Source organism: Corallibacter vietnamensis, assembly GCF_039537875.1.
GTDB lineage: Bacteria > Bacteroidota > Bacteroidia > Flavobacteriales > Flavobacteriaceae > Corallibacter > Corallibacter vietnamensis.
Genome location: NZ_BAABBI010000001.1, coordinates 1751029 through 1773816 on the forward strand (window position 1 = coordinate 1751029; position 22788 = coordinate 1773816).

A 22788-nucleotide genomic window follows, 5' to 3' on the forward strand; every position below is an offset into this window, starting at 1 on the left:
AAGTAATAGGTGCTAAAATAGTAAAATTACAAGAGACTTGTAGTGGTATTTATTATAAGTTTAACGCTGTGCTTCAACAGCGTCCATATATTCGTAAGCGCGTCTTAAATGAGGTATCACAATAGTACCGCCTACAAGTGTTGCAATACTTAAAGCCTCTACAATTTGTTCTCGGTTTAAACCAGCTTCGTAACTTCTTCCTATGTGATACTTAATACAATCATCACATCGAAGTACAACAGATGCTACTAATCCTAAAAGCTCTTTGGTTTTTACATCTAGAGCACCTGCTTGAAACGCATTGGTGTCTAGATTAAAAATACGTTTAATTATTTTGTTGTTATCTCCTAAAATTTCTTCATTCATTTTAGAACGATAGGCGTTAAATTCATTTACAATATCTGACATAGCTTATGCTTGTTGCTTTTTCTGATTTTTAATAACAATTTTTGATATGTATATGCTAACTTGATAAAGCACTAAAATAGGAATAGCAACTATTATTTGACTAGCAATATCTGGCGGCGTAATAACTGCAGATAATATTAATACGATAACCAGTGCAAATTTACGAGAACGTTTTAAAAATTCGGGTGTTACTAAGCCAATTTTTGTTAAAAAGTAAATAATGATAGGTAGTTCAAAAATAAGACCAGAAGCTAAAGCAGATGATCTAACTAAAGCAATATATGAGCTAATATCAATTTGGTTATCAACAACATCAGAAATATTGTAATTTGCTAAAAAGTTTATAGATAAAGGTGTTACAATGTAGTAACCAAACAGCACGCCTATAAAAAACAATAGCGATGTAACAATGATAAAACCACGAGAATGTTTTTGTTCGTTAGGATGTAATCCGGGTTTTAAAAACGACCAAAATTGATATACAACATATGGGAATGCTACAACCAATCCGGTGTAAATTGAAGTCCAAATATCTGCAGAAAATTGTCCGCCCATGGTTCTGTTTTGTATCATCATGGGTAGTGTTTCACCACAAAAACTAGTTTCAACATTTATTAGGTTAGCACATTTACATAGAAAGCTATAGGTAGGAAAACTCATATCTAACGGTGCAAATATGATGTGCTTAAAAATCTCTTTACTAAAAATAAATGCTACAGTAGCAACAATAAGAATTGCTAAAGTAGCTCTGATAAGGTGCCAACGTAGATCTTCCAGATGATCTAAAAAAGACATGTTGTTGATATCCTTTTTTGCCATTATATAATACCTTCTCTTATTAAATCATGTAAGTGTACAATGCCTGCATATTTGCCATCTTTTTCAACCAGTAATTGAGAGATACCATTAGCTTCCATAGTATCTTTGGCGTCAACAGCCATAGCATTAGCTTTGATACGTTTTGGATTGGTTCCCATAATATCTTTAGCGGTTAGTGAAGAAAAATCATCAGTTTTTGTAAGCATTCGTCTTAAATCACCATCGGTAATAATACCTACAATTGTATCGTTTTCAACAACAGCCGTTACACCAAGCATTTTTTCAGAAATTTCAATAATGATATCCTTTATATTGGTATTTGGTGTTACTGCAGGTTTTTGATTGGCTTCAGACATGTCGCTAACGCGTAAGTAAAGTTTTTTGCCTAAAGCACCACCAGGATGATATTTAGCAAAATCATTACTTGAGAAGCCTCGTAATTTTAATAAGCAAACCGCAAGTGCATCACCTATTACTAACTGTGCAGTAGTACTAGTAGTAGGAGCTAAATTGTTAGGACACGCTTCTTTTTCAACAAAAGCATTCAGAACAAAATCAGCTTGTTTACCTAAAAAAGAATCTGGATTACCAGTAATGGCAATCATTTTATTTTTTGCATTTTTTATAAGCGGAACAAGAACTTTAATTTCAGGAGTGTTTCCACTTTTAGAAATACAAATAACAACATCGTCTTCTAGAATTAGGCCTAAATCACCATGAATAGCATCAGCAGCATGCATAAAAACAGCTGGAGTTCCTGTTGAGTTTAATGTAGCAACTATTTTTGTAGCTATAATAGCACTTTTACCAATACCTGTGATAATAACACGACCTTTAGAATTATATATAAGCTCTACAGATTTTGAAAAATTTGTATCGACAAGTTGCGATAAATTTAAAATTGCCTGGCTTTCCATCTCTATGGTTTTCTTGGCAATATCTATGATTGAATTTTGACTGTTCAAAATTTAATAATTTTTTAGGTTGATGCTTTTAAAGTTTTTGTTATCTTTAAAATATCGTTGAAAATAGAATAATTTTTTGTTACGTTTTAAGTATGCTACAAAGCTAACAAAAAAATTATGAGGGTTCTTTATATGCATTCTTAATTAATTCAAAAAGTATTGCGTTTTTAGAATCATAAAAATTAATTAATAGTAATTCATGTCTACAGTACAAACAGACTTACATGCCGCATTAAAAAAATATTTTGGTTTTAGTAAGTTTAAGGGGCTGCAAGAAGCCGTTATTAAAAGCATTCTTTCAAAACATAACACATTTGTGATTATGCCTACAGGCGGTGGTAAATCATTATGTTATCAGTTGCCAGCATTGATGCAAGAAGGAACAGCCATTATCGTTTCGCCATTAATTGCACTTATGAAAAATCAAGTAGATGCCATAAGAGGTATTTCTAATGATGAAGGCATTGCTCATGTATTAAATTCTTCCCTAAATAAAACTGAAGTTAAGAAAGTAAAGCAAGATATCGTTGATGGTGTTACCAAATTACTTTATGTTGCTCCAGAATCATTAACAAAAGAAGAGCATGTTGATTTTTTACGTTCTGTAAAAATATCATTCATGGCTATAGATGAAGCTCACTGTATAAGTGAATGGGGACATGATTTTAGGCCAGAATACAGGAATTTAAGACACATTATAAAACGTATTGGAGATGATATTCCTATAATAGGACTAACAGCTACAGCGACACCAAAAGTACAAGAAGATATTCTTAAAAATTTGGGAATGAATGACGCAACAACGTTCAAAGCATCGTTTAACCGTCCTAATCTATATTATGAAGTACGCCCTAAAACAAAACAAGTAGATGCTGATATCATTCGTTTCATAAAACAAAACGATGGCAAATCAGGAATTGTTTACTGTTTAAGTAGAAAGCGTGTTGAAGAGCTAGCACAAACGCTTCAAGTAAACGGCATAAATGCAGTGCCTTATCATGCAGGATTAGACGCAAAAACACGCGCCAAACATCAAGATATGTTTTTGATGGAAGATGTTGATGTTGTTGTTGCAACCATAGCTTTTGGAATGGGAATAGATAAACCTGATGTACGTTTTGTAATTCATCATGACATTCCAAAAAGTATAGAGAGCTACTATCAAGAGACAGGACGTGCAGGTAGAGATGGTGGCGAAGGCCATTGTTTAGCATTTTATGCATATAAAGACATAGAAAAATTAGAAAAATTTATGTCAGGAAAACCTGTTGCTGAACAAGAAATAGGGCATGCTTTGTTACAAGAAGTGGTTGCATATGCAGAAACCTCCATGTCTAGACGTAAATTTATTTTGCACTATTTTGGTGAAGAGTTTGATAACGAAACAGGCGAAGGTGGCGATTTAGATGATAATGTTAGGCATCCTAAAAAGCAATATGAAGCTAAAGAGGATTTGGTGTTACTGTTAGAAATTGTTTCAAAAACAAACGAGAAGTATAAATCTAAAGATCTTGTAAACGTTATAATAGGAAAGGAAAATGCGCTAATAAAATCTCATAAAACAAATGAGCAGCCGTTTTTTGGAAAAGGAAAATATAAAGAAAACACCTATTGGATGGCATTAGTTCGTCAAGTTTTGGTAGCTGGTTATTTAAAGAAAGATATAGAAACTTACGGTGTTATAAAACTCACAAAAGCAGGAGCAGATTTTATTAATAATCCGCAGTCTTTTATGATGACTGAAGATCATGTATTTGATGAAAGTAATGATGATAGTATCATAACGGCATCAAAATCTGGAGGCGCATCGGCAGACGAAAAGCTTATGGCAATGCTAAAGGATTTACGAAAAAAGAACGCTAAAAAACTAGGCGTACCTCCTTTTGTTATTTTTCAAGATCCTTCTTTAGAAGATATGGCATTAAAATACCCAATTACATTAGAAGAGTTAAGTAATGTACATGGCGTAGGAGATGGAAAAGCTAAAAAATACGGAAAAGACTTTGTGAATTTCATAGCAAAGTACGTTGAAGATAACGATATAGTACGTCCAGATGATATGGTCGTAAAATCAACAGGAAGTAATTCAGCAATAAAATTATACATCATTCAAAATGTTGATAGAAAATTACCTCTTGATGATATAGCTTCAGCAAAAGGTATGGAGATGAAAGATTTTATAAAAGAAATGGAAGCCATAGTCTTTTCTGGAACCAAATTAAATATTGATTATTGGATTAATGAAATTTTAGATGAAGATCAGCAAGAAGAAATTCATGATTATTTTATGGAGGCTGAAACCGATAAAATAGATGTCGCTATAGAAGAGTTTGATGGAGACTATGATGATGAAGAACTGCGCCTATACCGTATTAAGTTTATTAGTGAAGTGGCCAATTAATAAATTATATAAAGGTTTAAATTCTTCTTTCTAAAATCATTCCGTATCTTTGCACTTTATTAAAAAATAATACAATGCAAGACGGTTTATACGCAAAATTTAATACAACAAAAGGTAACATTCTTGTTGCTCTAGAGTTTGAAAAAACACCAGGAACAGTAGGTAACTTTGTCGCTTTAGCAGAAGGGAATTTAGAAAATTCAGCAAAAAAACAAGGAACACCTTATTACAACGGATTAAAATTTCATCGTGTTATCCCAGATTTTATGATTCAAGGAGGTTGCCCTCAAGGCACAGGAACAGGAAATCCAGGGTATCAGTTTGATGATGAGTTTCATCCAGATTTAAAACATGATGGTCCAGGTGTATTATCTATGGCAAATGCAGGTCCAGGAACTAACGGAAGTCAATTTTTTATTACACATGTAGAAACACCTTGGTTAGATGGTAATCATACAGTTTTTGGTAAAGTAGTAGAAGGTCAAGATGTTGTTGATGCAATTGCTCAAGGCGATGTTATCGATAGTTTAGAAATAGTTAGAGTAGGAGCAGATGCTGAAAACTTTAATGCTATAGAAGCCTTTAGAACATTTGAAGGAGCTAGAGAAAAACGCGTTGCAGCAGAAAAAGAAGCACGTGAAGCTGAATTAGATAAATTAGCTGCAGGTTTTGAAAAAACAGACAGTGGTTTACGCTACCAAATTTTACAAAAAGGATCAGGAGTTAAAGCTGAAAAAGGAAAAACAGTAGCCGTACATTACAAAGGCCAATTAGCTGACGGAACAGTTTTTGATTCTTCTTATAAGCGTAAGCAACCACTAGAATTTCCTGTAGGAATGGGACAAGTTATTGCTGGTTGGGATGAAGGTATTTGTCTTTTAAATGTTGGTGATAAAGCACGTTTAGTAATCCCTAGTGATTTAGGTTATGGTAGCCGAGGTGCTGGTGGTGTTATTCCTCCAAATGCAACATTGATTTTTGATGTTGAACTTGTGGATGTTAAATAACATAAAGAACGTAACAAAATTTATAAAAAATCGTCTCATTAATTAATGAGACTTTTTTTTGTCCTTATTTTTATTAAATGAAAAACTTATATATGAATTTTTTTAAGAGACATCAATATTTACGTACAACACTAGCCCTAGTTTGTTTGGCATTAGTAACAATAAGCTGTTCTAAAAATATCAACTATACAACCCAACATATAAAAGAAACATCTGGACGCTATTTGTATAATCAAGAAGAGTTAATAGAAGTGTATTATAAGGACAATAACCTTTTTTTAAAATGGAAAGGCGCAGAGCAAATAAAGCCAGTTGCGCTAGATGAGAACACTTTCTTCGTAGCAGATATGTATCAAAAATTACAGTTTGTTAAGCACCCTGAAACCCAAAAACGCTATTTATCTATTATTCCAGAAGATGGTGGTGACTCATCAATAACCTATGATTATTTAAAGGTATCTGATACATTTAGAACGCCAAGTATGTATTTAAAAGATAAAGTTTATGATAAAGCACTTGAAGGTTATTTAGCAATTCAAAAACAGGATTCAACAAGTACATTCATAGACGAGCGTGCATTTAATAGCTTGGGTTATTCGCACTTACGTAAACAGGAACACAAAGATGCCATTGCAATATTTAAAATGAATGTAGCACTGCATCCGGAAAGTGATAATGTTTATGATAGTCTAGCAGAAGCATATTTACAGTCAGGAGATAGCTTGCAAGCATATACAAACTATGAAAAAGCGTTACAACTAAATAGTGGTAACAAACGCGCTAAAAAGTTTGTAGAGACTTATAAAGCTAATAACTAGGTAGGTTTTATTAAAACATCTTTGTTACTTGATGTTATTTCCACTTAATATTACAACCAATACTTGGTTTTTGAGGGTTTGAGTTTTCTTTGTCGTTAAGCAAACAATCTAAAGCATGACGCATATCGCTGCCAGTCACAGGAATATTATTTCCAGGTCTTGAGTCGTCTAATTGGCCACGATATACTAACTTTGATTCTTTATCAAAAATGTAAAAATCAGGTGTACATGCAGCATCGTATTTTTTAGCGATTTCTTGAGTCTGGTCATATAAATACGGAAAAATAAACGCTTGCTCAATAGCATTAGCTTTCATTTTATCAGGAGCATCCTGTGGGTAGTTTTTAGCATCATTACTAGAAATTGCAATGCAATTAATACCTTTACTTTTATAATCTTTTGCTAACTTGGCAAGCTCACTATTTACATGTTTAACAAACGGACAGTGATTACAAATAAACATTACAATAGTACCATGTATTCCTTTTAAATCGTTAAAAGATAGTGTTTTATTAGAAACAGTGTCTAGCAATGAAAATTCAGGAGCTTTTGTTCCTAACGGAAGCATGTTTGATGGTGTTTGTGCCATGATATGTCGTATTTTATTAATGTTCGTTAAAATTAGTACTTTTAAAAAATGAATTCTACTATAAACTTTGAAGATTTTGTTAAAGTTGATCTTCGTGTCGGAACTATTATTGCAGTTGATGATTTTCCAAAAGCAAGAAAACCTGCTTACCAGCTAACTATAGACTTTGGTGCTTTAGGTGTAAAAAAAACATCAGCACAAATTACAACACTTTATAATAAGGAAGCATTATTAAACAGGCAAATTGTAGCTGTTGTTAATTTTCCTAAAAAACAAATAGCTAATTTCATGAGCGAATGCCTTGTTTTGGGAGCTGTAAATGGAAAAGATGTTATTTTATTAAATCCGGATCAAGTCGTAAAAAACGGCTCTACAGTTGCGTAGTCTATGCTAAAACTTGACGATGTTACTATTCATTTTGATGCCAATAATCTTTGGGTCTTAAACATAGCGCTTGCAGTGGTTATGTTTGGAGTTGCTTTAGGTATTACTCTAAACGATTTTAAACAACTACAAAAACAACCAAAACCTATTATTGTAGGGCTGTTGTCTCAATTTGTTTTGTTGCCATTTCTAACTTATGTTGTTATACGTTTAGTAAATCCGCAGCCAAGTATTGCATTAGGTATGATGATGGTTGCTGCTTGTCCTGGTGGAAATATATCTAATTTCATGACGCATTTGGCAAAAGGAAATACAGCTTTGTCAGTTAGTTTAACTGCTTTTTCTACGTTTTTGGCAATGATTATGACTCCTTTTAATTTTGAGTTTTATGGGCATTTATATGTGCCTACAGCAAGTTTGCTTAAACAAGTAGCATTAAGTCCGTATGAGTTAGTAAAGCTTGTTTTGTTAGTTCTTGGCGTGCCATTGCTTTTAGGAATGCTCATGAGATATTATTTTAGTGCATTTTCAGAAAAACTATCACGCGTATTAAAACCATTTTCAATTATAGTATTTATAGCGATTGTTGTAATTGCTCTTTTTAATAATATAGATGTGTTTAATAATTATATACATCATGTTCTAGGAATTGGAATTATGCATAATTTATTAGCACTTATATTAGGTTTCTTTATAGCGAGAGCTTTTAAGTTATCATTCAAAAACCAAAAAACATTAGCTATTGAAACAGGAATTCAAAATTCAGGATTAGGACTATTGCTTATATTTATGTTTTTTAATGGCTTGGGAGGTATGGCAATTATAGCAGCTTTTTGGGGTATTTGGCATATTATATCGGGCTTGATATTATCATTGTTTTGGGCCTACCAAAAGAAAACTAAATTACAATAATGCTACACAAACTTTGGTTACATACTATTCGGTGTTATTTACAATTAGGCCTTTTTTTTTATTACAAAAGGATTCGTGTTGTAAACAAAGAAAATGTTCCCAAAAAAGGAGCAGTCTTGTTGTTGTCTAACCATCAAAACGCATTAATAGACGCGCTTTTAATTGCTACAAAATCAGGTAGATTCTCCTATTTTTTAACCAGAGCAAGCGTGTTTTCAGGTTCGTTCACTGATAAGTTTTTAAAAAGTTTACAAATGCTTCCGGTATATCGTGTGCGTGACGGCTGGAAAACGATATCTAATAACAATTTAGTTTTTTCTAAATGTGCTAAATTACTCTATGAGAGCAAAGCAGTAGCACTTTTTCCAGAAGGAAACCATAGTTTACAGCGCACAGTTAGAAATTTAAGTAAAGGATTTACACGTATAGTTTTTAAAACACTTAAGCTGTATCCGGATACTAATTTACAAATAGTACCTATTGGGCTTAATTTTCAAAACGCTGTAGCTTTTGGAGATAGTGTTTCTATTTATTTTGGAAAACCAATAGATGCTAAAAATTATTTGCTTGATGATGAGAATGCTGCAATTGGAGTTTTAAAAAGAGATGTACAACAGCAACTCTCAACTTTAACAACTCATATTCCGTCAGATGGTTATGATGCAGTTCTTAATGAGTTGACACTAAATAAAGTGAATTTTCTGCATCCTGAAAATGTGAATGCTTGTATCTCATCAAACTTCAAAAACTGTGAATTGCAACAAACACCTAGGTTTGTAGCAATAAAAAAAGTCTTTAAGTTTTTAATGATTATTACATTGTTTGGTCCTTATTTGATATGGAAATTTAAGGTGTATCCTAAAATAAAAGAACCTGAATTTGTGGCGACATTTAGGTTTGCTATTGTAATTACTTTAGTCCCTATTTGGTTATTGTTGTTAGGGTTTACTCTAGCAGTTACTTGTGGTTTATATATAGCTGTTTTATTTGTGGCTGTTAGTCTGTGTTTAGCCTTACTTGCAGTAAAATTATAGGTTGCTTTTTTTAAAACTATTACAATAAAAAAAAGCCTTTACAAAATGTAAAGGCTTTTTTGATTTATTGTTTTTAAATATCATCAAAATCGATATCAGTAAATTTTTCAGCAGAAGGTGTTTCAGTATGAACATTTTCATCGGTTGTTTGATCATATTCTTTTTTGAAATCTTTTTGGTGACGTTCACTAATTACTTCGTCTCCTTTTTCGCTTATGATATAATCAGTCATTTCAGCTAAAATGCTATTAAATTCAGAAAAATCTTCCTTATATAAATAGATTTTATGCTTTTTATAATGGTAAGAACCATCATCGTTTGTAAACTTTTTACTTTCTGTAATTGTTAAATAGTAGTCACCTGCTTTTGTAGATCTAACGTCAAAGAAATAGGTTCTTCTTCCAGCTCTTAAAACTTTTGAATAAATTTCTTCTTTCTCCATCATGTCATTAGAATTCATAGTCGTGTTTTATTTTAAGATTTTATTGTTGCATCAAAAATCTAAAAAAAAGAATTACCAACCAACAAATTATTACATTTCTTTTAGTGAGTAATTGCTCTTGTTTTGTTGTTAAGAATTAGGATTTGTCGTATCACTAATTTGTTCTAAATATAAACTTTTGTAATAACCATCTATGGTTACAAGCGTTTCGTGAGAGCCGGCTTGTGTGATTTTTCCGTCATCTAAAACAAGTATTTTGTCTGCATTTTTAACAGATGATATACGGTGACTAACTATAATGGTGGTTTTCCCTGTAGAAACCTTTTTTAAGTTCTTTAAGATTTTCTCTTCAGTTTCTGTATCAACGGCTGATAAGCAATCATCAAATAATAAAATATTAGGATTTTTAATGATGGCTCTAGCTATAGATACACGTTGTTTTTGTCCGCCAGATAAGGTAATTCCTCGCTCTCCCAAAACAGTATTATATCCTTTAGAGAATTTTATTATATTTTTATGTACTTGAGCTTGTTTTGCTGCTTCTATAACTTCTTGATCTGTAGCGTCTTCTTTACCAAATTTAATATTATTATTTATGGTGTCAGAAAATAAAAAAGCATCTTGCGGTACGTAGCCTATTTGCTCTCTTAAACTGGTAAGGTTTACACTTGTAATAGGTGTGTTGTCTATTAAGATCTCTCCAGAGTTAACATCATATAAACGCCCTATTAGATCTAAAATAGTAGATTTTCCAGAGCCTGTTTTTCCAATAATAGCTAAAGTTTCTCCTTGTTTTATGTTGAAAGACACATTCTTTAAGGCTTGAATATTAGTGTCATCATAAGTAAATGATACATTTTTAAATTCAATGTTGCCAATAATATTTGTAGACTCAACATGGTTGTTTTTAATTTCGGGTGTAATATCTAGAAACTCATTAATACGTTTTTGTGAAGCTTCTGCTTGCTGAATAATAGATGTAACCCAACCAACTGTAGCTACTGGCCAAGTTAGCATGTTTACATAAATGATAAATTTTGTAATAACACCCAAACTTATTTCTCCAGCCATGTATTGTAAACCACCAATATAAATAACAATAATGTTGCTTATACCTATTAATAGAATCATCATAGGGAAGAAAAAAGCATTTACTCTTACTAAGTCTAACTGTTTTTGTTTGCTGGTTGCAGCAAGTTCATTAAAATTGCTAGATACTTGAGACTCCATGCCATAAGCTTTTATGATAGAAATACCACTAAATGACTCTTGCGTAAATGATGATAATTTAGAAAGGTATTGCTGAACTATTGTACTGCGCTTATGAATGGTTTTACTTAATTTATAAATAATTACCGATAGAATAGGTAATGGTACCACTGTGTAAAGTGTAAGCATAGGAGCTTGTTTATACATAAAACCAATAGCAATAATAAAAAGAGTGATTGTATTTATACTGTACATAATGGCTGGTCCTGCATACATTCTTACACGACCTACATCTTCACTTATTCTATTCATCAAATCACCAGTTCTATTTTTTTTGTAAAAATTTAGTGCTAAAACTTGATATTGATGATAAACTTCATTTTTTAAATCATACTCAATATAACGAGATACATTTATAATGGTTTGTCTCATAAAAAAGGTTAGTATGCCCGTTATTAGAGCAGCACCAATTATGTAAGCGATATTTATAAGAAGTTCCTGTTTTACAATGGATATATCGGTAATAGTTCCTAGTCTATATTCATTTACCACATCAATAGAAGAGCCAATAAGCTCTGGCGTAAACAAAAGGAAAATTTTAGAAATAATGGTAATTAATATACCTACAATTAAACGATACTTATATTTTAAAAAATATTTATTGAGGTGTTGTAATGCTTTCATTTAAGAGCTAATATGGCTTGGGTTCTTGATAAATTAATATTTTTACAACATTATTATTGTTTAAACATTAATATTAGTTTAATTTTGCGCGTTGTTTTTTAAAATTATTTAAAACACATATCATAATTATAAAAAGATATAACATGGTTTCAGATATTATAAGTGCAAAAGATCTTCATAAAGTAAATCCTGTTTTTGGTCAACTTTCATTCGATAATCACGAGCAAGTCGTGTTTTGCAATGACAAAGATACAGGATTAAAAGCAATAATAGGTATTCACAATACGGTATTAGGACCTGCACTTGGAGGTACAAGAATGTGGCAATATGCTAATGAGTGGGAAGCTCTAAATGATGTATTGCGATTATCTCGTGGAATGACTTATAAATCAGCTATTACGGGCTTAAATTTAGGTGGTGGTAAAGCTGTAATTATAGGAGATGCTAAAACACAAAAAACTCCAGAGCTTATGAAAAAGTTTGGAGAGTTTGTACATTCTTTAAGTGGTCGTTACATTACTGCTGAAGATGTTGGTATGGAAACAGCCGATATGGATTTAGTTCGTGAAGTTACACCATATGTTACAGGTATATCAGAATCAAAAGGTGGTGCAGGAAACCCATCTCCAATTACAGCTTATGGTGTGTTTATGGGAATGAAAGCTGCAGCTAAATATAAATTTGGTAGTGATATTTTAGAAGATAAAACAATATTTGTTCAAGGAATTGGGCACGTTGGTGAATCATTAGTTGAGCATTTAGTAGATGAAGGAGCTAATGTGTTTATAGCAGATATAAACCAGGAGCGATTAGAAGAAGTACGTTCAAAATACGGTGTTACTATTTATGGAGGAAGCGATATTTACTCTGAATCTATGGATATTTATGCACCATGTGCTTTAGGAGCTACAATAAATGATGATACCATAAACAAATTACAAGCAAAAGTAATTGCAGGAGCAGCTAATAACCAATTAGCAACCGAAGAGAAACATGGTAAAATCTTACAGGAAAAAGGTATTGTTTACGCACCAGACTTTTTAATAAATGCAGGAGGAATTATTAATGTCTATGCAGAGTTAGAAGGATATGATAAAAAAGAAATCATGCGTAAAACAGAAAACATTTACAATACTACATTAGAGATTTTAGATAGTGCAGAAAAAAATAACATCACAACAAACCATGCTGCATTAAATATCGCTCAAAATAGAATTGAAGAAAGAAAAAAAGAGAATTCAAACTAATACTTTTTTAAAATAATAGTATTTTTGCGAGGCGAAAGTTTACAAGCTTTCGCCTCTTTAATTAAATAAAAAGTTCTTTGTAAACATGCTAAATAGAAGACATATTAGAATAAAAGTTATGCAAGCTATCTATGCCTTTAAAGGCGGCGAAAGTGATAGTTTTGATAAAGAGCAAAAGTTTTTACTTTTTAGCTTAGACAACTTGTACAATTTGTATCTACTACAACTATCACTGCTTATAGAGTTACAAAAAAAAGCCGAAGACCGCTTAGAAAAAACACGTAACAAACTTTTAGCAACCAAAGAAGAGAAAAACCCAAACAAAAAACTTGTAAATAATGAGTTCTTATTACTATTAAAAAATAACGAACCATTACAAGACGCCTTAAACCAATACAAGATCACCAACTGGGAGCTAGATGATGAGTATGTTGATGTTATTTTTAAAAACATACTTGCTAGTGATTTGTATAAGGAATACATGCAAACAAAAACATCAGATTTTAAAGAAGATAGAAATTTTATAGTCGATGTTTTTAAAGAAATTGTAGCTCCTAATGATAAGCTGTTTGACTATATAGAAGACAAAAACCTAACTTGGGTAGACGACTTACCATTAGTAAATACAGCTATCCTAAAGCTTATTAGAAAATCTAAACCATCAGTAGCTTCAAATTACTTTGTGCCAAAGCTGTATAAAGATATTGAGGACAAGCAGTTTGCTATAGAATTGTTTAAAAAAACATTGCTTAACAGAACGGCCTTAAACGAAGAAATTTCTGGTAAAACAAAAAATTGGGATTCTGATCGTATAGCCTCAATAGACTTTGTATTATTACAAATGAGTATTTGTGAGCTTAATAAATTCCCGTCAATTCCTGTAAAAGTAACTATAAATGAATACCTTGAGATAGCCAAAGAATACTCAACACCAAAAAGTAGTATTTTTATTAATGGTATTTTAGATAAGTTAGTAAAAGAATATCATGACGAGGATAAATTAAATAAAACAGGAAGAGGGTTGATGTAGTAAGAAATAATTACTATTTTTACAATTAAAATAAAATTTTACAAAAATAATTTATTATGAAAAAAGTAATATTAGGGTTAACAGCTCTATGTATGATTGCCTTAACATCTTGTAAGGAAGATGCTTCAAAAAAAATTGATGACAAAAATGTAGCAGAAGCGGCACAAAGAGATGCAAATGCTTCTAAATTTCCAGTACTATCTTTTGAAAAATCAGAGCATGATTTTGGTGAAATTGAGAAAAACACTCAAGTAGAAACCGTATTTAACTACACTAACACAGGTGAAGCTCCATTAGTAATTACTGATATAAAAAGTACTTGTGGATGTACTGTACCAAAAGATTGGAGTAGAGAGCCTCTACAACCAGGAGAAACAGGTAAGTTTACAGTAAAATATAACGGATCAGGAAAGAACAAAGTTTCTAAAACTATTACTGTTACAGCAAACACAGAAAAAGGAAAAGAAACTGTTAAGATTACAGCTTTTGTTAAGCCAGATCCTAATGCACCAGTTCAAGCTGCTGCTCCTCAAGTAAAGTAATTTCATGGGAGAAGGACTAGGAAGTTTTTTGCCGTTTATTTTAATATTTGTGGTCTTTTATTTTTTTATGATTGCTCCACAAATGAAACGTCAAAAACAAGAAAAGAAATTTGCAGCCGAATTAAAACGAGGTGACAAAGTAATTACCAAAAGTGGTATGCACGGTAAAATTGTAGACCTTAATGATAAAGATCAAAGCTGCGTTATTGAAACTTTAGCTGGTAAAATTAAGTTTGATCGTTCTGCCATTTCTATGGAAATGAGTAAAAAATTAAACGAGCCTGCTAAAACAAAATAAAAGTTTTATAAATTCAGTAAAAAAAGCCATTCTTTAAAAGAATGGCTTTTTTTATTATTAGCAGTTTTTATATTTATCATGTAAGCCAACACCTTGTAATATCAAAGGCGTTATTTTTTCAAGACGAGATTCTTTTGTAGCTTCACGTTTGGCACTTGCTATATGCTCGCAGTATTCACGTTGTTTGCCTGGTGTTAATGCGCTAAAGGCAGCTTTTAAATCGCTGTTTGTTTTTAATTTTGCATTCAGAGCTTCAGGAATATTAACTGTCTTTCCTTTTTTTGTAGGTTTTAATTCTTTTCCAAGTTTTTGATTTTCTATAGCTTCTTTAGCATAAGCCAATACAGTATCTTCATCAATATCATTTATAGATTCAAAACGCATTTGACGTAAAGCTTTGGTCTTTTCTTGGGCAGTTACGAGTAGCTTTTTTTCGTCTTTTAGAAATACACCATTAAAAAACCAAATGCAAAAATGATTTTTAAAAGCAGCCAAACCTATAACGTTTTTACCATTTATAGTATAAACAGGAGCGCTCCATTTCAAGCTCTCTTCTAATTCTGTTTTTAATAAAATATTTCTTAATAAAATTAAGGAATCTTTATATTTTACTTGGCTTTCTATATACTTGTCAACATCCATATTTTTTTTCTTAATAAATCATAATTATACTGGTAAAAATACACCTTTTTCAGGGCTTTATAATAATCAAAAGCTATTGTTTTGTATCTCAATATTATATGAAAAATTATTTCAATTTAGTCTAAATAAGCTTTTTTATTATGTAAGCCAAAGTTATATTTGCACTTTATTTATATTAAATCTAAATACCGCTATAATGAAAAAAATACTATACTTACTATTTTTGATTGCTTGCCAGTTTACTTTCGCTCAAACAAAAATTACTGGAACCGTTGTTGATGAAAACAGCAAATCAGTTGCTAATGCTAATGTATTATTGCAAGGTACAAATACTGGAACTTCAACAAATGAAAATGGCTATTTTGAATTAGAGGGTATAACACCTGGTGCTTATACAATTACAATATCATTTGTAGGCTTTAAAACATTATTCAAAGATGTTTATGTGAAAAATAATGAAGTTTTAAACTTGACTTTTCAATTAACAAATGACGCAGAACTTGATGAAGTTGAAGTTTTTGGTAATAGATATAAACATCCAGATAAAATAGAGGCTATTACCAGATTACCATTAGAGCCCTATGAACAAATTCAAAGTGTTTCCATTATTTCTGATAAGTTAATAACTCAGCAAGGTAACTTAACAATATCAGATGCAACCAAAAATGTACCAGGCGTGTATACTTTTGCAACTTATGGAAATAAACGAGAAAGTATGTCATCTCGTGGTTTTAGAGGAATTCCAATTCTTAAAAATGGTGTTCGAGTTCATTCAGATTTTAGAGGAACAGGAATTTTAACCGATATGCAAGGTGTTGATAACATACAGGTTTTAAAAGGATCTTCAGCTATAACACAAGGAGTAGCAACAGATTTAGGAAGTCCAGGTGGCGTTATTAATATTGTTACAAAAACACCTAAATATCATTTTGGTGGTAATGCATCTTTAAGAGTTGGAAGTTTTGGTCAAGGTCGTGCAACCTTTGATGTTTACGGCCCATTAACAGAGACCGAAAATGTTGCCTTTAGAATAAATGGAGCATTAGAACGCGCCGATGGTTATAGAACAGGTATATCTTCAGAGCGTTTTTATATAAATCCTTCATTAGAATGGAAGATTGATGACAAGTCTACACTAACATTAGAAATGGATTACTTTGATGATAGTCGTACACCAGATGTTGGAACTGTAAATTTAGCTGAAAACGATACAAAAGCTATTTATGATTTACCGTACAATCAATTTTTAGGCTTTGAAAATGATAAATCATTAACAAAAAACACAACATATTCTATTCGATTTAATAGACAGTTAAATGATAAATTAAGCTTAAAGGCTGCCTTTTACAAGTCTAACCTAGAGTTAGATGATAAAGGAGCAAGTTTGGGAAGAGTAATTGTAGATGATATAACAGGAGACCCTATTTATAATTTAAGATCAAGAGGCTATGCAATATCTACAAGAAAGGATAATAATGCTGTATTGCAGTTTGATGTAGTTGGAGAAGAAGTAAAAACAGGCCGTATCTCTCATACATTTCAAGTAGGTTTTGATTATAGAACCACAACGTATGATACATACTCAAGAAGCGCTTCTTCAGTTGATGTTATAAATGTATTTGCTCCAAACACTAGAATATTACCAGGGAATAGCGAGTTAAACTTTGGAGACCCAAATATAGGTGGAGCAAGTTCACGAGCTATAGGTTTTGTGGCGCAAGACGTTGTAACTTTTAACAAGTGGTTAAAAACCTTTTTAGGAATTCGATATAGTAAAACTCAAACTGATGCTGATACACAAACAACAGAGAGTGATGCTTTCAACCCTTTAGCAGGAGTCATTATAACTCCAATAGAGAATATTAATGTCTTTGCTTCTTATACCAATAGTTCTAACCCACGTACAGCTACTCGATTAGATATCAATGGTGAAGAATTAGGGAATGAACGATTTGACCAAATAGAAGCAGGTATAAAAACAAATTGGTTTGATAGTAGACTGCGTTTTAATTTTACTTTCTTTAAAATAAATAATAAAGATATTAATTTACCTGTTTATGATGAAAACTGGGTAGCAACTGGTTTTTACCAAAAAGGCGGAAACGATGAACGTAAAGGTGTAGAAATTGAGTTAAGTGGGCGCATTTTAGAAAACCTAGAAGTTATTACTGGGTATTCATATATTGATGCACAATATAAGGAGCATACATCGTTTGTATATGGGTCAGCACCATTAAATACACCATCTCACACTTTTAATACTTATGTAAATTATAGTTTTAATAATGCTCTTAAAGGTTTATCTGTAGGAGCAGGAGCATACTACACAGGAAAAAGACCAATAAATGACTGGAGCGCAGGAGCAGTAACACACGAAGGTATTGTTCCTAACCAGAAGCCATTTGAAGTTGATGCCTACACATTAGTAAATGCTCAAGTTGCTTATCGCTTTAATGACAATTGGAATTTTAGAGTATTACTAAATAATATATTTGATGAAATAGGCTATAATGCATATAGAACACGCTATATAAACCAAACAGATCCACGCAATTTTGCAGGTGTGCTTACATACACATTTTAAATTAAATAATTAGTCATAAAAAAAGCCGCTCATCAGAGCGGCTTTTTTTATGATATATAAAAGTGATTATTTTTTATATTTTTCAGCAGTAAGTTCAGCTATTTTACATATTACTTCTGTAGCTTTTATCATGCTTTCTACAGGCACATATTCATATCGTCCATGAAAATTATGTCCGCCAGCAAAAATATTAGGACAAGGTAGCCCCATGTAGCTTAATTGAGAACCATCAGTACCACCACGTATAGCTTTAATAAGTGGTTTAATATCTAATTGTTTCATGGCTTCTTCAGCAATGTCAACAATATGTATTACAGGTTCTACTTTCTCTTTCATATTAAAGTACTGATCCTTTATGTCTATTGTAATTACTTCACGTTCGTATTGAGAGTTTAATTCAAAAGCTAGTTTTTGCATAACTTCTTTTCTAGCTTCAAAATGTTCTTTATCATGGTCACGAATTATATACTCTAGTGTTGTTTTATCTACTTCGCCATTAATAGCACATAAATGGAAAAAGCCTTCGTAGCCTTCAGTGTGTTCTGGTGTTTCAAGTCTTGGTAGTGAATTTATAAACTCTGTAGCAATGTACATAGAATTTACCATTTTGCCTTTTGCGTAACCAGGGTGTACTATCTTCCCTTTTATAGTGACCACTGCACCAGCGGCATTAAAATTCTCGTATTCTAATTCTCCTATTTGGCTGCCATCCATGGTGTAAGCCCAATCAGCACCAAACTTTTCTACATCAAATTTGTGTGCACCACGACCTATTTCTTCGTCAGGTGTAAAACCAACTTTTATGTCACCATGTTTTATTTCAGGGTGGTCTATGAGGTATTTCATAGCGGTAATTATTTCAGCAATACCAGCCTTGTCATCAGCACCTAAAAGTGTAGTTCCGTCTGTTGTAATAATGGTTTGGCCTTTGTATAAAAGCAAGTCTTCAAAATAATCAGGAGATAATATAATATCCTCTTCGGCATTTAACACAATGTCTTTCCCATCATAATCTTCAATAATTTGAGGTTTAACATTAGCTCCTGTAAAATCTGGTGTTGTATCAAAGTGTGAAATAAATCCAATTGCAGGTACTTTGTGATCTACATTACTAGGTAGTGTAGCCATAATGTAAGCATTATTATCTATGGTAACATCTTTCATGCCTATAGCAATAAGCTCTTTGGTTAAAGCGCGAGCTAAATCCCATTGCTTGGCAGAGCTAGGCGTTGTTTCAGAGTTTGGGTCTGCTTCTGTATCAACAGTTACATAGCTTATAAATCGGTCTATTATCTCTTGTTTATTTATCATTAGTCTTTTTTTTAGGCAATATTTGTTAATAAATGTATTCAAAAATACCAATAATTTATAAAACTAATGTTAGCATTATTCATGAAATACATCCTATTTTTGCACCACAACACAACCCAATTATGTACAAATTATTTATAAGACCAGTATTCTTTCTTTTTGATCCAGAGCGTATTCATTATTTTACATTTTCTCTTATTCGTTTTTTAAATAGATTACCATTTATGCCGAGTCTTTTTAGAAGCTTATATACGGTAAAAGATAAACGTTTAGAAAAAACACTTTTTGGATTAACGTTTAAAAACCCTGTAGGATTAGCCGCAGGATTTGATAAGGATGCAAAACTATTTAATGAGTTAGGAAATTTAGGGTTTGGTTTTGTAGAAATAGGAACATTGACACCAAAACCGCAATCAGGAAACCCTAAAAAGCGTTTGTTTAGACTTAAGGCTGATGCTGCTATAATAAATAGAATGGGGTTTAATAATGGTGGTGTTTTTGAAGCTGTAGAACGTTTAAAGAATAATTCGGGTGTTTTAATAGGCGGAAACATAGGAAAAAACAAGGTAACACCTAATGAACACGCTGTTGAAGATTATAAAATATGTTTTGAAGCTTTATTTGATTATGTAGATTATTTTGTTGTAAATGTAAGCTCTCCTAATACACCTAATTTAAGAGCGCTTCAGGATAAGGAGCCATTAACAAAGTTGTTACAAACATTAAAAAATCTTAATGCGGAAAAGGAAACACCAAAACCTATTTTGCTAAAAATTGCTCCAGATTTAAGTGATGATCAATTAATGGATATTATTGATATTGTTGCTGAAACTAAAATAGATGGTGTTATAGCAACCAATACAACAATATCTAGAGAAGGTTTGAAATCTGAAAACAAAAAAGAAATTGGTGGCTTAAGTGGAAAACCATTAACAAACAGGTCTACAGAGGTAATTAGATTTTTATCAGAAAAAAGTAATAAGGCATTTCCTATTATAGGTGTTGGAGGAATTCATTCAGCAAAAGATGCGCTAGAGAAAATAGATGCTGGTGCAGATTTAGTACAACTCTATACAGGTTTTATTTATGAAGGGCCTAAACTGATACGAGATATCAATAAAGCATTATTAAAAAGATAAACCTGAACTACGAGATACTCATATCGTTTATTTTTGCTACAGCAGCTTTGGCTATATCGCCAGGACCTGATAATATTTATGTTTTAATACAAAGTGTTGCTCATGGCAAAAAGTATGGTTTAGCAACTGTTGCAGGGCTTATCTCTGGATGTGTAATACACACAACATTTTTAGCTTTTGGCGTTTCAGCAATTATCAAACAAAGTGAAAGTTTGTTTTTTGCTATCAAGCTTTTAGGTGCTTTGTATTTAGTGTATTTGGCTTATCAAGTATATAAATCTGATGGTAGCCTAGAAGTGTCAGATGATAATGTTCCTAAAAAAACAACAACACAGTTGTTTAAACAAGGGTTTATTATGAATGTGTTAAACCCTAAAGTAACCATATTCTTTTTAGCATTTTTTCCGGGGTTTTTATTTAGTAATACATTAAGTACAGTAATTCAGTTTTATGTTTTAGGATTTCTTTTTATGGGTGTTTCATTACTTGTATTTTCAGCTATAGCAATACTTTCTGGACATATATCAAGTTATATAAAATCGCACAAACACATAGGAGATATTTTAAAATGGTTACAAATTGTTGTTTTTATTGCAATAGCCATTTTGATTTTAATTTAGTTTTAAAGAAAACGTTTTCGTTCATGTTTTTCTTTACTATCTTTGGCAGTAATGAGCAACACAGTAAAAATTATTGAATGCCCTAGAGATGCTATGCAAGGCATTAAGGCTTTTATTCCTACAGAAAAAAAAGTACAATACCTCCAATCGTTATTGCGTGTTGGTTTTGATACCATAGACTTTGGAAGTTTTGTATCACCAAAAGCGATACCGCAAATGGTAGATACCGCAAATGTTTTATCTCAATTAGATTTAAGTAATACAAAAAGTAAGCTACTAGCAATTATTGCCAACGTTAGAGGAGCTGAAGATGCATCAAAGCATAAGCCAATACAGTATTTGGGATATCCGTTTTCTATCTCTGAAAACTTTCAAATGCGTAATACACATAAAACCATAGCGCAGTCTGTAGTAACTTTAAAAGAAATATTAGAAATAGCTGATAAGTCTAATAAAGAAGTTGTCGTTTATATTTCAATGGGCTTTGGTAATCCATACGGAGATCCTTGGAGTGTAGAAATAGTAGGTGAGTGGACAGAACGACTTGCTAATATGGGAGTAAAAATTCTATCATTGAGCGATACTGTAGGAACCTCAAATCCTGAAAATATTGATTATTTGTTTTCTAATTTAATACCAAAATACCCTAATGTTGAGTTTGGTGCACATTTGCATACAACACCAACTACTTGGTTTGAAAAAGTAGATGCAGCTTACAATGCAGGTTGTAGGCGTTTTGATGGTGCAATTCAAGGTTTTGGAGGTTGCCCAATGGCAAAAGATGACCTTACAGGTAATATGCCTACCGAAAAATTATTATCTTACATGACAAGTAAAAAAGCATCTGATTTGCAAGCGATGAGCTTTGAAAGTGCTTATAACGAAGCAACAAAAATTTTTAGTACATACCATTAATAGTAAAAACATGTGATGAAAAACCTTGTCTGTTTTGTGTTATTTGCAAGTTGTTTTTCTGTATCTGCTAAAGAATGGAATAGCTTAAGATCATATCAAAAAGAAACAGGCCTCACAACTTTACAGCCTTCAGATTGGTTAAAACATGATCGGAAAAAAAATACACTAACTTGGCAAAAAGCAAACCTTTTTAATTTACAAAACAATCGTCCACACGAATACGAAACTATAAAACAGCGACGTGATTTTTATGAGTGGCTATATAAAGATTTAGAAGAAAAAGGATTTGAAGTAATGTGGCCAAAAATGGCGTATTATATTTCTAACAAACTACGTCTTACAAAAGCATTTCCCTATAGTGTTTTTACTACAAAAGATGTGAAATTGTATGCTTATAAAGGAAGTGTAACAGTTTTTGATGAAGCATTTGCTTACCTAAATCAGCTTTATTATGGTAACGTTTTAAAAGATAAAGAGGCTTTGCATTGGGATAAAAACATGCTTTATCAAGAACAATATTATTGGCTTCAAGATATTTATAATGATGTAGGCGATAAAACACTAAAAACAATTTCTAGAATGGCAAAAGGAAAAGGGTTTTATAAGTTAGTAGTGCCTAAAGCGATTAGATTTCATGGTGATATTTCTAATCAAGATGAGCGTTATAAGTATGCGCTATCCACACTGCGTATTTACTGCAAATCATATTTTAAGTAATTTTACAGTAACTTAAAATTATTATAGCATATAAAATCGTATATTTGCATGCAATTATAACTGTAATTGCA

Annotated in this window: 23 protein-coding genes; 15 read left to right on the plus strand and 8 right to left on the minus strand. The window is 31.9% G+C overall.

What is annotated here, in order from left to right; genetic code table 11:
- Positions 1-60: 60 nt before the first annotated feature.
- The 3 genes from ABD690_RS08090 to ABD690_RS08100 are packed head-to-tail and all read right to left on the minus strand — an operon-like array spanning position 61 to position 2144.
- Positions 61-408: a carboxymuconolactone decarboxylase family protein gene (locus ABD690_RS08090; RefSeq protein ID WP_344729145.1), complete on the minus strand. Its 348-nt coding sequence runs from the start codon at positions 406-408 to the stop codon at positions 61-63.
- Positions 409-411: 3 nt separating this feature from the next.
- Complete coding sequence (tatC, locus tag ABD690_RS08095) at positions 412-1227, minus strand: twin-arginine translocase subunit TatC (protein ID WP_344729147.1); 816 nt, start codon at positions 1225-1227, stop codon at positions 412-414.
- Positions 1227-2144: a KpsF/GutQ family sugar-phosphate isomerase gene (locus ABD690_RS08100; protein WP_344729317.1), complete on the minus strand. Its 918-nt coding sequence runs from the start codon at positions 2142-2144 to the stop codon at positions 1227-1229. Before ABD690_RS08100 ends, tatC begins: the two co-directional genes overlap by 1 nt.
- Positions 2145-2391: 247 nt before the next feature.
- Between ABD690_RS08100 and recQ the strand changes: the two genes are divergently transcribed.
- The 3 genes from recQ to ABD690_RS08115 all read left to right on the plus strand — a co-directional run bounded on the left by recQ (position 2392) and on the right by ABD690_RS08115 (position 6418).
- Positions 2392-4593 (plus strand): DNA helicase RecQ, encoded by a 2202-nt coding sequence (gene recQ, locus ABD690_RS08105; protein ID WP_344729149.1) that lies wholly within the window; start codon positions 2392-2394, stop codon positions 4591-4593.
- Between the two features lie 74 nt (positions 4594-4667).
- Positions 4668-5600, plus strand: a complete 933-nt coding sequence (locus ABD690_RS08110; RefSeq protein WP_344729151.1) for a peptidylprolyl isomerase — start codon at positions 4668-4670, stop codon at positions 5598-5600.
- 92 nt (positions 5601-5692) lie between these two features.
- Entirely contained in the window at positions 5693-6418 is a 726-nt protein-coding gene (locus ABD690_RS08115) for a tetratricopeptide repeat protein (protein ID WP_344729154.1), read from the plus strand.
- A gap of 34 nt (positions 6419-6452) precedes the next feature.
- Here the strand turns inward: ABD690_RS08115 and ABD690_RS08120 are convergent, their stop codons facing one another.
- Positions 6453-7007 (minus strand): thioredoxin family protein, encoded by a 555-nt coding sequence (locus ABD690_RS08120; RefSeq protein WP_344729156.1) that lies wholly within the window; start codon positions 7005-7007, stop codon positions 6453-6455.
- 48 nt (positions 7008-7055) lie between these two features.
- Here ABD690_RS08120 and ABD690_RS08125 point away from each other — a divergent pair, with 48 nt between their 5' ends.
- The 3 genes from ABD690_RS08125 to ABD690_RS08135 are packed head-to-tail and all read left to right on the plus strand — an operon-like array spanning position 7056 to position 9337.
- The gene (locus ABD690_RS08125) at positions 7056-7391 is read left to right on the plus strand and encodes a tRNA-binding protein (protein ID WP_344729158.1); all 336 of its coding nucleotides are present in this window, start codon (positions 7056-7058) and stop codon (positions 7389-7391) included.
- Positions 7392-7394: 3 nt separating this feature from the next.
- Complete coding sequence (locus tag ABD690_RS08130) at positions 7395-8303, plus strand: bile acid:sodium symporter family protein (protein ID WP_344729160.1); 909 nt, start codon at positions 7395-7397, stop codon at positions 8301-8303.
- Positions 8303-9337, plus strand: a complete 1035-nt coding sequence (locus tag ABD690_RS08135; RefSeq protein ID WP_344729162.1) for a 1-acyl-sn-glycerol-3-phosphate acyltransferase — start codon at positions 8303-8305, stop codon at positions 9335-9337. Before ABD690_RS08130 ends, ABD690_RS08135 begins: the two co-directional genes overlap by 1 nt.
- A 73-nt stretch (positions 9338-9410) precedes the next feature.
- Here ABD690_RS08135 and ABD690_RS08140 read toward each other — a convergent pair whose 3' ends face one another.
- Together ABD690_RS08140 and ABD690_RS08145 are read right to left on the minus strand one after the other, a co-directional pair.
- Entirely contained in the window at positions 9411-9797 is a 387-nt protein-coding gene (locus tag ABD690_RS08140) for a PUR family DNA/RNA-binding protein (protein WP_344729164.1), read from the minus strand.
- A 111-nt stretch (positions 9798-9908) separates the two neighbouring features.
- Positions 9909-11672 (minus strand): ABC transporter ATP-binding protein, encoded by a 1764-nt coding sequence (locus tag ABD690_RS08145; RefSeq protein ID WP_344729166.1) that lies wholly within the window; start codon positions 11670-11672, stop codon positions 9909-9911.
- A 143-nt stretch (positions 11673-11815) separates the two neighbouring features.
- Between ABD690_RS08145 and ABD690_RS08150 the strand changes: the two genes are divergently transcribed.
- The 4 genes from ABD690_RS08150 (at position 11816) to yajC (ending at position 14789) form a co-directional block, all read left to right on the plus strand.
- Positions 11816-12919, plus strand: a complete 1104-nt coding sequence (locus tag ABD690_RS08150) for a Leu/Phe/Val dehydrogenase (protein WP_344729168.1) — start codon at positions 11816-11818, stop codon at positions 12917-12919.
- Positions 12920-13004: 85 nt separating this feature from the next.
- The gene (gene nusB, locus ABD690_RS08155; protein WP_344729170.1) at positions 13005-13949 is read left to right on the plus strand and encodes a transcription antitermination factor NusB; all 945 of its coding nucleotides are present in this window, start codon (positions 13005-13007) and stop codon (positions 13947-13949) included.
- A 56-nt stretch (positions 13950-14005) separates the two neighbouring features.
- On the plus strand, positions 14006-14491 hold the full coding sequence (locus tag ABD690_RS08160) for a DUF1573 domain-containing protein (protein ID WP_344729172.1): 486 nt from the start codon (positions 14006-14008) through the stop codon (positions 14489-14491).
- A gap of 4 nt (positions 14492-14495) precedes the next feature.
- Complete coding sequence (yajC, locus tag ABD690_RS08165) at positions 14496-14789, plus strand: preprotein translocase subunit YajC (protein WP_344729174.1); 294 nt, start codon at positions 14496-14498, stop codon at positions 14787-14789.
- Between the two features lie 57 nt (positions 14790-14846).
- Here yajC and ABD690_RS08170 read toward each other — a convergent pair whose 3' ends face one another.
- Positions 14847-15431, minus strand: a complete 585-nt coding sequence (locus tag ABD690_RS08170; RefSeq protein WP_344729176.1) for a YdeI/OmpD-associated family protein — start codon at positions 15429-15431, stop codon at positions 14847-14849.
- Between the two features lie 196 nt (positions 15432-15627).
- On the opposite strand from ABD690_RS08170, the gene ABD690_RS08175 reads away from it, so the two are divergent.
- Complete coding sequence (locus tag ABD690_RS08175) at positions 15628-18015, plus strand: TonB-dependent siderophore receptor (protein WP_344729178.1); 2388 nt, start codon at positions 15628-15630, stop codon at positions 18013-18015.
- Between the two features lie 66 nt (positions 18016-18081).
- On the opposite strand, the gene pepT is transcribed toward ABD690_RS08175, so the two are convergent.
- Entirely contained in the window at positions 18082-19326 is a 1245-nt protein-coding gene (pepT, locus tag ABD690_RS08180) for a peptidase T (RefSeq protein ID WP_344729180.1), read from the minus strand.
- A gap of 122 nt (positions 19327-19448) precedes the next feature.
- Here pepT and ABD690_RS08185 point away from each other — a divergent pair, with 122 nt between their 5' ends.
- Genes ABD690_RS08185 through ABD690_RS08200 form a run of 4 tightly spaced genes read left to right on the plus strand, consistent with a single transcriptional unit; the run spans position 19449 to position 22717 of the window.
- Complete coding sequence (locus tag ABD690_RS08185) at positions 19449-20465, plus strand: quinone-dependent dihydroorotate dehydrogenase (RefSeq protein ID WP_344729320.1); 1017 nt, start codon at positions 19449-19451, stop codon at positions 20463-20465.
- 2 nt (positions 20466-20467) lie between these two features.
- Positions 20468-21085, plus strand: a complete 618-nt coding sequence (locus ABD690_RS08190; protein ID WP_344729322.1) for a LysE family translocator — start codon at positions 20468-20470, stop codon at positions 21083-21085.
- A 51-nt stretch (positions 21086-21136) separates the two neighbouring features.
- Positions 21137-22000 (plus strand): hydroxymethylglutaryl-CoA lyase, encoded by an 864-nt coding sequence (locus ABD690_RS08195; RefSeq protein ID WP_344729182.1) that lies wholly within the window; start codon positions 21137-21139, stop codon positions 21998-22000.
- Positions 22001-22015: 15 nt separating this feature from the next.
- Entirely contained in the window at positions 22016-22717 is a 702-nt protein-coding gene (locus ABD690_RS08200) for an Insecticidal toxin complex protein (protein WP_344729184.1), read from the plus strand.
- The last annotated feature ends 71 nt before the right edge of the window (positions 22718-22788 follow it).